The organism is Pseudomonas sp. TE6288 (genome assembly GCF_054062095.1).
Genome location: NZ_JBSSEW010000009.1, coordinates 129,291 through 142,950, shown reverse-complemented (window position 1 = coordinate 142,950; position 13,660 = coordinate 129,291). Strand labels below are relative to the sequence as shown.

Sequence of the window (13,660 nt, the reverse complement as noted above, 5' to 3'; positions counted from 1 at the left end):
CCCACAGGGGCCAATCAGGGCAGCCCCTTCGAGCGAATCCTTAGATAGCGTTGTGAGTTTTGAGCCAGCCCAGGCCGGCTTCGGTGGTGGTCTTGGGCTTGTACTCCGCGCCCACCCAGCCCTGGTAGCCGATGCGGTCCAGGTGCTCGAACAGGAAGCGGTAGTTGATCTCGCCGGTGCCCGGCTCGTGGCGGCCCGGGTTGTCGGCCAGCTGCACGTGGTTGATCAGCTTGAGGTTGGTTTCCAGGGTGCGCGCCAGGTCACCTTCCATGATCTGCATGTGGTAGATGTCGTACTGCAGGAACAGGTTGTCGCTGCCCACCTCGGCCTGGATTTCCAGGGCCTGTTTCGTGGTATTCAGGTAGAAGCCCGGGATGTCGCGGGTGTTGATCATTTCCATGACCAGGCGGATGCCGGCGGCCTTGAGCTTGTCGGCGGCGTAGCGCAGGTTTTCCACGAAGGTCTTGCGCACGGTGGCGCAGTCCGGGCCTTGCGGGCGGATGCCGGCCAGGGCATTGACCTGGGTGTTGCCCAGCACCTTGGCGTACTCGATGGCCTTGTCGACACCGGCGCGGAACTCTTCGACGCGGTCGGGGTGGCAGGTGATGCCACGCTCACCTTTCGACCAGTCGCCCGCGGGCAGGTTGAACAGCACCTGGGTCAGGCCATGGGCGTCGAGCTGCTGCTTGATCTCGGCGGCGCTGAAATCGTACGGGAAGAGGTATTCGACGCCGCTGAAACCAGCGTCGGCGGCGGCCTTGAAGCGAGCCAGGAAGTCCTGTTCGGTGAACAGCATGGACAGGTTGGCGGCGAAGCGAGGCATAAGTCGTCTCCTTGCGTTGATTGCCCCCGCGCGCGGCGCGGGGGCGTCAGGCGATCAGTCCAGCAGCGAGATGGCGGTCGGCGCGTCGTTGCCGACCAGGGCGAGGTCTTCGAACTCGTTGACCGCGTTGATCTCGGTGCCCATGGAAATGTTGGTCACACGCTCGAGAATCACTTCGACCACCACCGGCACGCGGAACTCTTCGGCCATCTTCTGCGCCTTGAGCAGGGCAGGGGCGATCTCGGCCGGTTGGAACACGCGGATGGCCTTGCAGCCCAGGCCCTCGACCACGGCGACGTGGTCGACACCGTAGGTGGCGGCGTCGGTGGAATTGATGTTCTCGAACGCCAGTTGTACACAGTAATCCATGTCGAAACCACGCTGCGCCTGGCGGATCAGGCCGAGGTAGGCGTTGTTCACCAGCACGTGGACGTACGGCAGGTTGAACTGCGCGCCCACCGCCAGCTCTTCGATCATGAACTGGAAGTCGTAGTCACCGGACAGCGCGACCACCTTGCGTTTCGGGTTGGCCTTGACGACACCCAGCGCGGCAGGGATGGTCCAGCCCAGCGGGCCGGCCTGGCCGCAGTTGATCCAGTGGCGTGGCTTGTACACGTGCAGGAACTGCGCGCCGGCGATCTGCGACAGGCCGATGGTGCTGACGTAGGTGGTGTCCTTGCCGAACACTTCGTTCATTTCCTGGTACACGCGCTGCGGCTTGACCGGGACGTTGTCGAAGTTGGTCTTGCGCTGCAGGGTAGCCTTGCGTTCCTGGCAGTCTTCCAGCCAGGCCTTGCGGCACTTGAGCTTGCCGGTGGCTTTCCATTCGCGGGCCACTTCGAGGAACACGTCCAGGGCCTTGCCGGCGTCCGAGACGATACCCAAATCTGGAGTGAACACTCGGCCGATCTGGGTCGGTTCGATGTCCACGTGCACGAACTTGCGGCCTTCGGTGTAGACGTCGACGGAGCCGGTATGGCGGTTGGCCCAGCGGTTGCCGATGCCGAACACCAGGTCGGACTTGAGCATCGTCGCGTTGCCGTAGCGGTGCGAGGTCTGCAGGCCGACCATGCCGACCATCAATTCGTGATCGTCCGGGATGGTGCCCCAGCCCATCAGGGTTGGCACTACCGGGACGCCGGTCAGCTCGGCGAACTCGACCAGCTTGTCGCTGGCGTCGGCGTTGATGATGCCGCCGCCAGCTACCAGCAGCGGGCGCTCGGCGTCATTGAGCAGGGCCAGGGCTTTTTCAGCCTGGACGCGGGTGGCGGCTGGCTTGCTGATCGCCAGTGGCTCGTAGGCATCGATGTCGAACTCGATCTCGGCCATCTGCACGTCGAACGGCAGGTCGATCAGCACGGGGCCTGGGCGGCCGGTGCGCATTTCGTAGAAGGCCTTCTGGAATGCGTAAGGCACCTGGCCCGGCTCCAGCACGGTGGTCGCCCACTTGGTCACCGGCTTGACGATGCTGGTGATGTCGACGGCCTGGAAGTCTTCCTTGTGCAGGCGGGCACGCGGGGCTTGGCCGGTGATGCAGAGGATCGGGATGGAGTCGGCCGAGGCGCTGTACAGGCCGGTGACCATGTCGGTGCCGGCGGGGCCGGAGGTGCCGATGCACACGCCGATGTTGCCCGGGTTGGCGCGGGTGTAGCCCTCGGCCATGTGCGAGGCGCCTTCGACGTGGCGAGCGAGGACGTGATCGATGCCACCGACTTTCTTCAGGGCCGAGTACAGCGGGTTGATCGCGGCGCCGGGAATGCCGAACGCGGTATCTACACCTTCACGGCGCATGACCAGAACGGCTGCATCGATTGCTCTCATTTTGCTCATGGTTTGTGCCTCATCGATTTTGTAATTGTATACAACTTGCGTTGCGTAAGAGTGTATTCATGGTCGGCGCAAAAGGTCAATCCATTTTCGTCGGCGGGTTTGACTTGCTGGTCATGGCGAAAAAGGGCGGCATTTCGTCGCAGTTAGAGACATTAGATCAGAAAATTGTATACAAACAGTGTCTTTGTTGTGTTCTATCGTGTCTATTGGTTTTCAACTGCCCTCAGGGCTTCTCACAACAAGAAGAGGACCTTTTCATGAACGCATTGACCCTCAAACAGGCCGTGGGCGTGGTAAATGCCGCGTTGGCCGCAGGCCGCAAGATCAACGCTGCGCCCTTGACCGTGGCGGTGCTCGACGCCGGCGGGCATCTGCTGGCGTTGCAGCGCGAGGACGGCGCCAGCCTGCTGCGCCCCGAGGTGGCCATTGGCAAGGCCTGGGGTGCGGTGGCGTTGGGCAAGGGTTCGCGCCTGCTGGCGCTGGACTCGCAGCAGCGCCCAGCCTTCTACGCGGCTTTGAACGGGCTCGGCGAGCGACCGGTGGTGCCGGTGCCAGGGGGCGTGCTGATCCGTGACCAGGAGGGCAGGGTGCTGGGGGCGGTGGGGATCAGCGGGGATACGTCGGATATCGACGAGCAGTGCGCAATCAATGCAATTGAGGAAGTCGGGCTGACGGCGGATGCCGGGGTGGCGGCTTAAGGTTCAGTTTCTCTGGGGCCGCTGTGCGGCCCATCGCCGCGGTTCGTCGCCACGACAAGCCGGCTCCCACAGGAATTGTGCAGGGCCTGTGGGAGCCGGCTTGCCGGCGATAAGGGCTGCGCAGCAGCCCCATTGGCCCTGTCAGGCTGCCTCGGGCTCGCAGCCCTTCAGCACCAGGCGGATGATGGTCTCGGCCGCCGCGTCATAGTCGCTGTCGGCCAGCTTGGCCTTGCCGGTCACCACGGCGATCTGCCAGTCGAAATCCGCATAGGTTTGCGTCGCCGCCCAGATGCTGAACATCAGGTGGTGCGGGTCGACGTGGGCGATCTGGCCGCGCTCGATCCAGCGCTGGATGCACTCGATGTTGTGCCGGGCCTGCTCGTTGAGCTGCTCCACCTGGCGCGGCGACAGGTGCGGCGCGCCATGCATGATCTCGCTGGCGAACACCTTGGAGGCGTGGGGCAGGTCGCGGGAGATGCGGATCTTCGAGCGGATGTACGCGCTGAGCACTTCTTTCGGATCGCCGTCGGCGTTGAACGGCGTCGAGGCCTGCATGATCGGCGCGATGATGCTCTCGAGCACCTCGCGGTAGAGGTTTTCCTTCGACTTGAAGTAGTAGTACACGTTCGGCTTGGGCAGGCCGGCCTTGGCCGCGATATCGCTGGTCTTGGTGGCGGCGAAGCCCTTGTCGGCGAATTCTTCACTGGCTGCGCGCAGGATCAGTTCCTTGTTGCGCTCGCGAATGGTGCTCATTGTCGGGAATCTTCCTCGGGTCTGGCCCCTCCAAGAGGGGTCCGGCATGGTAGCACCCGCTCGGACGGGCGCTCAAGGCAGCGTCTTTGGGCTAGAATCCCGGCCATTCGAACCTACTGGAAACATTTTGACATGGCAGGAAGCAGCTTACTGGTACTGATCGACGATATCGCCACGGTACTCGACGATGTCTCGTTGATGACCAAGGTCGCGGCGAAGAAGACCGCCGGGGTACTGGGCGACGACCTGGCGCTCAACGCCCAGCAGGTCACCGGCGTGCGCGCCGAACGCGAGATCCCGGTGGTGTGGGCGGTGGCCAAGGGCTCGCTGGTGAACAAGGCGATTCTGGTGCCGGCGGCGTTGCTGATCAGCGCGTTCATTCCCTGGGCGGTGATTCCGCTGCTGATGGTTGGTGGCGCCTACCTGTGCTTCGAGGGCTTCGAGAAGCTGGCGCACAAGTTCCTGCACAGCAAGGCCGAGGACGACGCGCAGCACGAGGCGCGCAAGGCGGCCGTGGCGGACGAGCAGGTCGACCTGGTGGCCTTTGAAAAGAGCAAGATCAAGGGCGCGGTGCGCACCGACTTCATCCTCTCCGCCGAGATCATCGCCATCACCCTGGGCACCGTGGCCGATGCGCCGCTGAGCCAGCAGATCATCGTGCTGTCGGGGATCGCCATCGTCATGACCCTGGGGGTGTATGGCCTGGTGGCAGGCATCGTCAAGCTCGACGACCTGGGGCTGTGGATGACCAAGAAAGCCTCGGCGCTGAGCCAGGCGGTGGGCAACGGCATCCTGCGCGCCGCGCCGTACATGATGAAGAGCCTGTCGGTGATCGGCACCGCGGCGATGTTCCTGGTCGGTGGCGGGATCCTGGTGCATGGCATCGCGCCGCTGCATCACGCCATCGAGGCGTTCGCCGACGGGCGCGGCGGGGCGTTGACCGGGGCGCTGCTCAATGGTGTGGCGGGGGTGATTGCGGGGGCTGTGGTGCTGGCGGTGGTGAGCGTCGTCGGCAAGCTGTGGCAGGCGCTGCGCCCTGCTCACTGAGTAGCGCAGGGACGTGGGGGCGGGGCAAGCCCGCTCCCACGTCAGACAGAGCCTGAGCGCTGTGTGATCAGAAGTGCACTTTCACCAGGAAGCTCATGGTGTTCTGATCGGTAGTGAAGGCATCGCTGTCCTTGATGCCGTACTTGTTCTTCCAGTAGTCGTACTCGATACCCACGTACAACTGCTTCTCGCCCAGGTGCAGCGCTTTGCCCAGGTCGTACTTGACCTGCGGGTTGAAGTGCAGGTTCGCCTGGTAGGTGCCGCGACGGTTCTCGTCGTTGTCCACCACCCAGTCCATGAAGCCGTCGATGAGAATGTCGGACGAACCCACAGGGATGGTGTAGGACCACACCGGGGTGATCTGCCAGACGTTGTCGCCTGGGCGGCTGCCGTCGGTGGTGCGCTGGTAGAAGTTCAGCTGGAAGTAGTCGAAGCCTGGGATCGCCAGGTCGAAGCCGGGGCCGATCAGGTAGGACTCGGTGTCACCCTCGCCGAACTCGTAGGTCATGGCCAGCAGCACGTCCTTGACCGGGCCGAACTCGAGCTTCTGGTCGAAGATCTTGCCGAACGACAGGCGTGGGCTGAACTCGCCGTAGTAGGTGTTCGGGCCGTTACTGGCGTCCTTCTTGCCCTGGTAGAAGATCTTGTCGAAGAAGAAGAAGTTGTCGCCGTACTTCCACGCATCGGCGTGCTCGAAGGTGACCGTCTGCTGGGTCTCGGGGTTGACCTTGAAGTTCTTGCCCCACAGGTAGGTCAGGCTGTTGTTCTGCCATTGCAGCAGGTCACCGGCTTGGCTGGCGCCGCAGGCCAGCAGGCCGCCGGCGAGGATCAGGCTATTGATGGTACGCATTGCGTGTGTCGCTCCCTTGAGTTGGATCTGTTGTCAGCGCTCGGGCGCTGTTCTTGTCTTTTGGGTCAGCTTTTTTCAATTGGCCACAGCTGTTTGGCAAGAGCTGCGCCAACTTTTCCACGTTGGGCACAACCATCCTGCTCGACGTCTTTCTGAACGGATGAAATAGGTATTTCACGCTGGCAACACGTTGGCCAACCGCCCGGAAACATTGACTGGGCGGTCAGCAAACGCGGGCGGGATCCTTCCCGCCCCGATCGAGGGGGCGCGCAGATTACTCACTTGCGCGCCGGGCCTCAAGTGCTCCGTCCTGGAGCACGGTGTCACATCATCGGGCATGCGCCCGTTCGGTCAGAAATGCACCTTCACCAGGGCGCTGGCGACGCTCTGGTTGCTGTCCACGTTGCCGCGGCTGTCAATGCCGTACTTGTCCTTCCAGTAGCTGTATTCGAAGCCGACGTAGAGCTGCTTGGCGCCCAGGTTAAGGGCCTTGCCCAGGTCGTATTTGACCTGTGGGTTGAACTGCAGGTTGGCGTGGTAGGTGCCACGGCGGGTCTGGTCGTTGTCGACCACCCAGTCGATGTAGCCGTCGATCAGGATGTCGGACTTGCCCACCGGGATGGTGTAGGACCAGGCCGGGGTGATCTGCCAGACGTTGTCGCCGGGGCGGCTGCCCTCGGTGTTGCGCAGGTAGAAGTTCAGGGTGAAGTAGTTGAAGCCGGGCACGTTCAGGTCGAAGCCGGGGCCGATCAGGTAGGCCTCGTTGTCGCCCTCGCCACGCTCGTAGGTCATGGCCAGCAGCACGTCCTTGACCGGGCCGAAGGCCAGGTTGCGCTCGAAGATCTTGCCGAACGACAGGCGCGGGCTGAACTCACCGTAGTAGGTGGTCACGCCTTTGCCGGGGTCGGCCTTGCCGTTGTAGAAGATCTTGTCGACGAACAGGAAGGTGTCGCCGTACTTCCACTTGTTGGCGTGCTCGAAGGTGATGGTCTGCTGGATGTCGGGGTTGACCTTGAAGTCCTTGCCGTAGAGGTAGGACAGGCTTTCGCCGTGCCACTGCAGCCATTCGCCGGCATGGGCGGGGAGGGTGGCCAGCAGGCTGCTGCCCAGCAGGACGGAGGTGGTGATGCGCTTCATGTTGTGATTCCCGGACTTATTGTTTTTGTAAGGGCTTTTTCGGCGCGCAGGCGCCCCGGACGGCCCATTCCGGCGGGCCGACGGTACTGCGTTACCACAGGGTTGAAGCGGGGCGGCCAGGACGGCGCCGCCCCTGGTCACTCAATGCTGGTGACAGGCATCGTTGTGCGCGGCGCGGTCGGCGCCGCCGAGGATGTTGAACAGCAGGTTCAGCACCAGGGCGCTGAGGGTGGCCATGGCGATGCCACTGTGGGTGATCGGTTCCATCCACTGCGGCATCTGCGCGAAGAACTCCGGGCGCACCACCGGGATCAGGCCAAAGCCGACGCTGACGGCGACCAGCAACTGGTTGCGTCGGTCGGAGATGTCCGCTTCCTGGAGGATCTTGATCCCGGTGGCGGTGACCATGCCGAACATGGCGATGGACGCGCCGCCCAGTACCGCGGGCGGGATCGAGGCGATCAGGAAGGCCGCCTTGGGCAGCAGGCTGAGCAGGATCAGCAACGCGCCGGCCATCACCGTGACGTAGCGGCAGCGCACCCCGGTCATCTGCACCAGGCCGATGTTCTGGGCGAACGAGGAGTGGGTGAAGGTGTTGAAGAAGCCGGCGATGAACGACGCGCCGGCATCGCACAGCAGGCCGCGCCGCAGCATGCCTGGCGTTACTTCACGGTCGGTCACCTTGCCCAGGGCAAGGAACATGCCCGTCGACTCGACGAAGATGATCACCACCACCAGGCACATCGACAGGATCGGCGCCAGGCTGAAGGTCGGCATGCCGAAGTGCAGCGGCGTAACCACCTGCAGCCACGGTGCCTCGCTCAGGCCCGACAGGTCGACCATGCCGATGGAACCGGCGAGCACGTAACCCAGGCCCATGCCCACCAGTACCGACACGTTGACCCAGAAGCCGCGCATGAAGCGGTTGATCAGCAGGATCACCGCCAGCACCAGGCCGGCGACCATCAGGTAGATCGGCGCGCCGAAGGCTTCGGCGTCATGGCCGCCACCGGCCCAGTTGACCGCTACCGGGAACAGCGACAAGCCGATGGAGGTGATGACCGTGCCGGTCACCAGCGGCGGGAAGAAGCGCACGACCTTGGACATGAACGGCGCGATCAGCATGCCGAAGAATCCGGCGGCGATGGTCGCGCCGAAGATCCCCTGCAGGCCGACGCCCGGCATGCCGGCCATGGCCACCATGCTGCCGACGGCGGCGAAGCTGGCGCCCATCATGACCGGCATGCGAATGCCGACCGGGCCGATACCGAAGGATTGGATGATCGTGGCAACGCCGGCGACCAGCAGGTCGGCGTTGATCAGGAAGGCGACTTCTTCGCGGGACAGGCCCGCCGCCTGGCCAATGATCAGCGGCACCGCGATGGCGCCGCCGTACATCAGCAGAACGTGTTGCAGACCCACCAGGATCAGCTGGAACAAAGGCAGGGGCTGTCGTGGCGGCGCAACAGGGATGTACGCCTTGGGTGACTCGGACATGCAGCACCTCGAGTTTTGTTTTTATTCTCGGATCCAAGCGGGCGGCTTCACGTGGCAGGCTCCGGTAAAGGAGGCCGGGGTTCCCGCGTGAAGCCGAACGCTCGATGCTTGCTTGTTACGTAGAGCTTGTAGCGAGGCCGGGAGTACCGGCCTCATTGCGGGGCAAGCCCGCTCCCACGCAGTCGTGGGGTGTCTCAGTTGACCTGCGCGCCTTTGGCGATCCAGTCGCCGACCAGCTTGCGCTCCTCGACGGTCATCTGGGTGATGTTGCCCAGCGGCATGATCTGGCTGGCGACGGCCTGCGCCTGGATGCGCGCGGCCTGGGCCTGGATCTGCTGCGGGGTGTCGAACATCACGCCGGCTGGGGCTGCGCTGAACAGCGGGCTGGTCGGCTTGGCCGAATGGCACACGGTGCAGCGTTCCTGGATGACGGTGTGGATCTTGTCGAAGGTTTCACCGCCAGCCTGGGTGGTGGCCTGGGCAGGTGCCTCGGCGGGGGCCGCAGGTTTGGCGGCTTCCTCGGCGCGCAGCTCGGCGGCGGTCTTGCCACCTACGGCAGTGGCCGGCAGCGGCTGGTACTCGACCTTGGCGGCGGCTTGCTCAGGGGCGGTCGGCAGCGGCTTGGGGCCGGTCACGTAGGCCAGGCAGATCATCGCCAGGGCACCGACTGGCAGGGTCCAGGCGTACTTGTTGCTGTCGTGGCGGGTGTTGAAATAGTGACGGATCAATACCGCGGCCACCGCGATCCCGGCCAGGATCAGCCAGTTGTACTGGCTGCCGTAGGTGCTCGGGAAGTGGTTGCTGATCATGATGAACAGCACCGGCAGGGTGAAGTAGTTGTTGTGGCGCGAGCGCAGCAGGCCCTTGGCCGGCAGCACCGGGTCGGGGGTCTGGTTGTTCTCGATGGCCGCCACCAGCTGGCGCTGCGCCGGCATGATGATACGGAACACGTTGCCGACCATGATGGTGCCGATGATCGCGCCGGTGTGCAGGTACGCGCCGCGGCCGCTGAACACCAGGCTGAAGCCCCAGCAGGCGGCGATGATCAGCACGAACAGCACGGCGCCGAGCAGGGCCGGCTTCTTGCCCAGGGGCGAGTCGCAGAGGAAGTCGTAGATGAACCAGCCGGCGATCAGCGAGCCAATACCAATGGCCACGCCTTCGGCACCGCTGAGGGTGCTGCCGGGTGCCAGCAGGTACAGGGTCGGGTTCCAGTAGAACACCACGCACAGCAGGGCGATCCCGGACATCCAGGTGAAGTAGGCTTCCCATTTGAACCAGTGCAGGTTCTCGGGCATCTTCGGCGGGGCCAGCTTGTATTTTTCCAGGTGGTAGATACCACCACCGTGGATGGCCCAGAGGTCACCCGACAACCCATCGCGCGGGTTGCTTCGGTTCAGGTGGTTCTCCAGCCAGACGAAGTAGAACGATGCACCGATCCAGGCCACGCCGGTGATCATGTGAACCCAGCGAATGCTCAGGTTCAGCCATTCGTGAAGGTGTGCTTCCACAGTATATACCTCTCGCCAGTCACCGTTCAGGGACTGCACGAAACACTTCTGCGCGGCGATCATGCAGCGTTGAAAACAGGCTCGGAATGCTCATTTGCAATGAGCAAACTCCGCTTCCTCGCCTGTTTTCGCCTTGCCTGATCGCCGCTCGAAGCATTTCGTACAGCCCCTCGGATGACCGACCCTTTCTTATTGGTGGGGATTGAGGATCAACATCTGTTCCTCGGGGAAGTAATGCTCATCGCAGTTGTTGCCGGAACCACTGCGATCAACCACCAGGAAGTCATCCCGCTTTTCGATCGTCAGCACCGGGTGGTGCCAGACGCCGCGATGGTAATTGATGCCCTGCCTGCCATTGCTGCGGAAGGCGCGGACCAAGCCTGATACAGGTGCATCGCCAAGTGGCGCGACCACGATCAGAAAGGGGTTGCCGAGCAGCGGGATGAAAGCCTGGCTGCCCAGCGGATGGCGTTCCAGCATGCGCACGGTCAGCGGCATCTCCAGCGCGTCGGCGCGGAAGATGCTGATGATCGCCTTGTCTTCAGGCTCGGCGGTCTCGACCGTGGCGAGCTTGTGGAAGCGCATGGTCGAGCCGTTGTTGATCATGAAGTGGTCGCTGCCGTCGGTTTCGATCACGTCACCGAAGGGGGCGAAGGCTTCTTTGGTCAGGGGCTCGATCATCAGGGTGCGCATGCGGTTATCTCTTCTATTCGTTGTTGGGTGGGTTGGCTTGCCGGCCAGGCCCTGGGTGCGGACGCGTCACGCACTCGGGCCAGGACGGGGTTCAACCCTCAAAGCTGAAGCAGGCGGAACAGGCCAATCAGGTTGATCTGGGCCAGGGCTTCCTTGAACTCGGCATCGGTGTCGTTGTGGATGCGTTTTTCGAAGGAGGCGAGGATCTGGTGCCGGTTGCTGCCCTTGACCGCCATGATGAACGGGAACTGGAACTTGGCCTTGTAGGCGTCGTTGAGTTCGGTGAAGCGGGCGAACTCTTCAGCGGTGCACTGGTGAATGCCGGCGCCGGCCTGCTCGTTGGTGCTCGATTCGGTCAGCTCGCCCTGGATGGCGGCCTTGCCGGCCAGGTCCGGGTGAGCGTTGATCAGTGCCAGTTGCTCGGCATGGCTGGCGCTGAGGAGGATGTCGCTCATGCGTTGATGCAGCGCCTCGATCTCGTCCAGCTCGGCCAGTTGCCCCAGGTCGTAGGCTTTCTCGGCGACCCACGGCGAGTGCTCGTAGATGTCGGCGAAGGCCGCGACGAAGGCGGCGCGGTCGAGGGTGGAGGGCTTGAGGGTCTTGAAGGCGGTCATCAGGCGTTCTCTTTCTTGTACGGGTGGGTGGCGTGCCAGTGGCGGGCGATGTCCACGCGACGGGCGAACCAGACCTGCTCGTGGCTCTTGGCGTAGTCGACGAAGCGCTTGAGCGCGGCCAGGCGCGCCGGGCGGCCGACCAGGCGGCAGTGCAGGCCGATGGAGAGCATCTTTGGCGCCTCGGCGCCTTCCTCGTAGAGCACGTCGAAAGCGTCCTTGAGGTACTGGAAGAACTGCTCGCCGCAGTTGAAGCCCTGTACCTGGGTGAAGCGCATGTCGTTGGTGTCGAGGGTGTAGGGGATCACCAGGTGCGGCTTGCCGGTCGGGTTGCTCGGCTCCCAGTAGGGCAGGTCGTCGTCATAGGTGTCGCTGTCGTAGAGGAAGCCGCCTTCCTCCATGACCAGGCGCCGGGTGTTCGGGCCGGTGCGGCCGGTATACCAGCCCAGTGGGCGTTCGCCGGTGAGTTCGGTGAGGATGCGGATGGCTTCGAGCATGTGCTCGCGCTCTTGCGCTTCATCCATGTACTGGTAGTCGATCCAGCGGTAGCCGTGGCTGCAGATCTCGTGGCCGGCCTCGACCATGGCGCGGATCACGTCGGGGTGGCGCTGGGCGGCCATGGCCACGGCGAAGATGGTCAGCGGCACGCCGCTGTCCTTGAACAGCTTGAGCAGGCGCCATACGCCGGCGCGGCTGCCGTATTCGTAGAGCGACTCCATGCTCATGTTGCGCGCGCCCTGCAGCGGCTGGGCGGCGACCATTTCGGAGAGGAACGCTTCGGACTCTTTGTCGCCGTGCAGGATGTTGCGCTCGCCACCTTCTTCGTAGTTGAGCACGAAGGACAGTGCAATGCGGGCATTGCCCGGCCATTGCGGATGAGGTGGGTTGTTGGCGTAACCGATCAGGTCGCGAGGGTAGTCAGCGCTCACTGCAGTCTTCCTTCTTGTACGTATGTGCGAGTGGTGGGCGGGCCGCGTCGGGATGTCGCACCACCGGATGGGCTGATTGTATACAACTTCTTAAATACTTTGTAAGCCTGTTTTTCCGCATTTCTTCCCATTTGTCGCCTGAGAATGGCTTGCAAGAAACCTGCCTGATTGGTCAGCTAATGCCGCGAGGGTCGGCATCGGGCGTGTCTTTGCGACTGATGGAGTGTTCGAGGAGCCTTGACCTTGGATGCAGAAAAAATTGTGTACAATCTATCGCTAAACTGTCTTAATGGCTGCATTCCCGCACGGTGCCAGCCTGTTGCCGTGTATTTTTTGCCCACGTAGACGACAAGAGGCGACAAGCAAATGGGACGTTTGACCACACACGTACTGGACGCCGCGCATGGCTGCCCGGGCAGCTCGATCAAGGTCGAGCTGTACCGCGTCGAAGGCCAGCAACTGGAACTGGTGAACACCGCCCTGACCAACAGCGATGGCCGCGTTGACGCGCCGCTGCTGCAGGGTGACGACTACCGCACCGGCGTCTATCAATTGCAGTTCAGCGCCGGTGACTACTACCGCGCCAAGGGTGTGAAGCTGCCGGACACCGCGTTCCTCGACGTGGTCGTGCTGCGCTTCGGCATCGACGAGCAGCAGGAGCACTACCATGTGCCGCTGCTGATCTCGCCGTACAGCTATTCGACCTATCGTGGAAGCTAGTTGGTCGCTAGAAGAATCTTCGTAGGTCCTTGGCCCGCTCTCACACTGGCGGGCTTTTTTTCGTCTGCTGAATATGCTCTTTCAGGTGGGGGCTCGGCGTGCCACTGACATTTTTGTCAGTGGTCTGTGTGTCGGTCGTTTGAGACCATCGGGCTTTCAGTCAGCTGAGCATCCGGCCTGATGAGCACTCAATATGCATACACGCCCTATGGCTACCATAGGCGCGGTCAAGTTTCCCTCGGGTTCACTGGCGAGTTGGTGGAAAGGGCAACTGGTCATTACCTTTTGGGTAATGGTTACAGAGCGTACAATCCGGTTTTGATGACTTTCAATAGCCCGGACAGTATGAGTCCGTTCGCCAAAGGTGATTTGAACGCATACAGCTACTGTCAGGGAGATCCGCTGAACAACAAAGACCCAAGTGGTCATGTTAAATCATCTGTGATGTTACTTGGTAAGGCGGCGAGGCGTATAGTACTTGGGTTTCACGCGACAGATGGATTTAATGTACCAGGGTTGGTGCAAGGTGTTTCCCGAGGCCATTCAAGGCCAGGTAGGCAA

General features: G+C 62.7%; 13 protein-coding genes and 1 pseudogene. 4 read left to right on the top strand and 10 right to left on the bottom strand.

The features are described 5' to 3' along the window. Positions 1–40: 40 nt before the first annotated feature. Entirely contained in the window at positions 41–823 is a 783-nt protein-coding gene (gene hyi / locus ACVWY1_RS11360) for a hydroxypyruvate isomerase (protein ID WP_046856495.1), read from the bottom strand. 54 nt (positions 824–877) lie between these two features. Beyond that, entirely contained in the window at positions 878–2,653 is a 1,776-nt protein-coding gene (gcl, locus tag ACVWY1_RS11355; RefSeq protein WP_457378287.1) for a glyoxylate carboligase, read from the bottom strand. Positions 2,654–2,910: 257 nt separating this feature from the next. Between gcl and ACVWY1_RS11350 the strand changes: the two genes are divergently transcribed. After that, the gene (locus ACVWY1_RS11350) at positions 2,911–3,351 is read left to right on the top strand and encodes a GlcG/HbpS family heme-binding protein (RefSeq protein ID WP_139672567.1); all 441 of its coding nucleotides are present in this window, start codon (positions 2,911–2,913) and stop codon (positions 3,349–3,351) included. 141 nt (positions 3,352–3,492) lie between these two features. Here the strand turns inward: ACVWY1_RS11350 and ACVWY1_RS11345 are convergent, their stop codons facing one another. Next, positions 3,493–4,104 carry a TetR/AcrR family transcriptional regulator gene (locus tag ACVWY1_RS11345; RefSeq protein ID WP_028692838.1) on the bottom strand — a complete coding sequence of 204 codons (612 nt, stop codon included), beginning with the start codon at positions 4,102–4,104 and terminating at the stop codon, positions 3,493–3,495. A 132-nt stretch (positions 4,105–4,236) separates the two neighbouring features. Between ACVWY1_RS11345 and ACVWY1_RS11340 the strand changes: the two genes are divergently transcribed. Continuing rightward, positions 4,237–5,151: a DUF808 domain-containing protein gene (locus ACVWY1_RS11340; RefSeq protein ID WP_102684648.1), complete on the top strand. Its 915-nt coding sequence runs from the start codon at positions 4,237–4,239 to the stop codon at positions 5,149–5,151. A gap of 67 nt (positions 5,152–5,218) precedes the next feature. On the opposite strand, the gene ACVWY1_RS11335 is transcribed toward ACVWY1_RS11340, so the two are convergent. From ACVWY1_RS11335 to puuE, 7 genes are all read right to left on the bottom strand, one after another. Beyond that, on the bottom strand, positions 5,219–6,001 hold the full coding sequence (locus tag ACVWY1_RS11335) for an outer membrane protein OmpK (RefSeq protein WP_102684649.1): 783 nt from the start codon (positions 5,999–6,001) through the stop codon (positions 5,219–5,221). Between the two features lie 351 nt (positions 6,002–6,352). Then, positions 6,353–7,138 carry an outer membrane protein OmpK gene (locus ACVWY1_RS11330; RefSeq protein WP_139672561.1) on the bottom strand — a complete coding sequence of 262 codons (786 nt, stop codon included), beginning with the start codon at positions 7,136–7,138 and terminating at the stop codon, positions 6,353–6,355. Between the two features lie 141 nt (positions 7,139–7,279). Continuing rightward, the gene (locus ACVWY1_RS11325) at positions 7,280–8,635 is read right to left on the bottom strand and encodes a nucleobase:cation symporter-2 family protein (protein WP_046856489.1); all 1,356 of its coding nucleotides are present in this window, start codon (positions 8,633–8,635) and stop codon (positions 7,280–7,282) included. A 194-nt stretch (positions 8,636–8,829) separates the two neighbouring features. Continuing rightward, entirely contained in the window at positions 8,830–10,146 is a 1,317-nt protein-coding gene (locus ACVWY1_RS11320) for a urate hydroxylase PuuD (protein WP_277503278.1), read from the bottom strand. Between the two features lie 189 nt (positions 10,147–10,335). Beyond that, entirely contained in the window at positions 10,336–10,839 is a 504-nt protein-coding gene (locus ACVWY1_RS11315; protein ID WP_023631381.1) for an ureidoglycolate lyase, read from the bottom strand. A gap of 98 nt (positions 10,840–10,937) precedes the next feature. Beyond that, positions 10,938–11,453 (bottom strand): 2-oxo-4-hydroxy-4-carboxy-5-ureidoimidazoline decarboxylase, encoded by a 516-nt coding sequence (uraD, locus tag ACVWY1_RS11310; RefSeq protein WP_457378286.1) that lies wholly within the window; start codon positions 11,451–11,453, stop codon positions 10,938–10,940. Next, positions 11,453–12,379: an allantoinase PuuE gene (gene puuE, locus ACVWY1_RS11305; RefSeq protein WP_102684653.1), complete on the bottom strand. Its 927-nt coding sequence runs from the start codon at positions 12,377–12,379 to the stop codon at positions 11,453–11,455. Before puuE ends, uraD begins: the two co-directional genes overlap by 1 nt. Before the next feature lie 366 nt (positions 12,380–12,745). Between puuE and uraH the strand changes: the two genes are divergently transcribed. Both uraH and ACVWY1_RS11295 read left to right on the top strand, forming a co-directional pair. Continuing rightward, positions 12,746–13,099, top strand: a complete 354-nt coding sequence (gene uraH, locus ACVWY1_RS11300) for a hydroxyisourate hydrolase (protein WP_028692847.1) — start codon at positions 12,746–12,748, stop codon at positions 13,097–13,099. A gap of 183 nt (positions 13,100–13,282) precedes the next feature. Next, a pseudogene (locus ACVWY1_RS11295) lies at positions 13,283–13,528 on the top strand (RHS repeat-associated core domain-containing protein); the annotation flags it as partial. Positions 13,529–13,660: the final 132 nt, after the last annotated feature.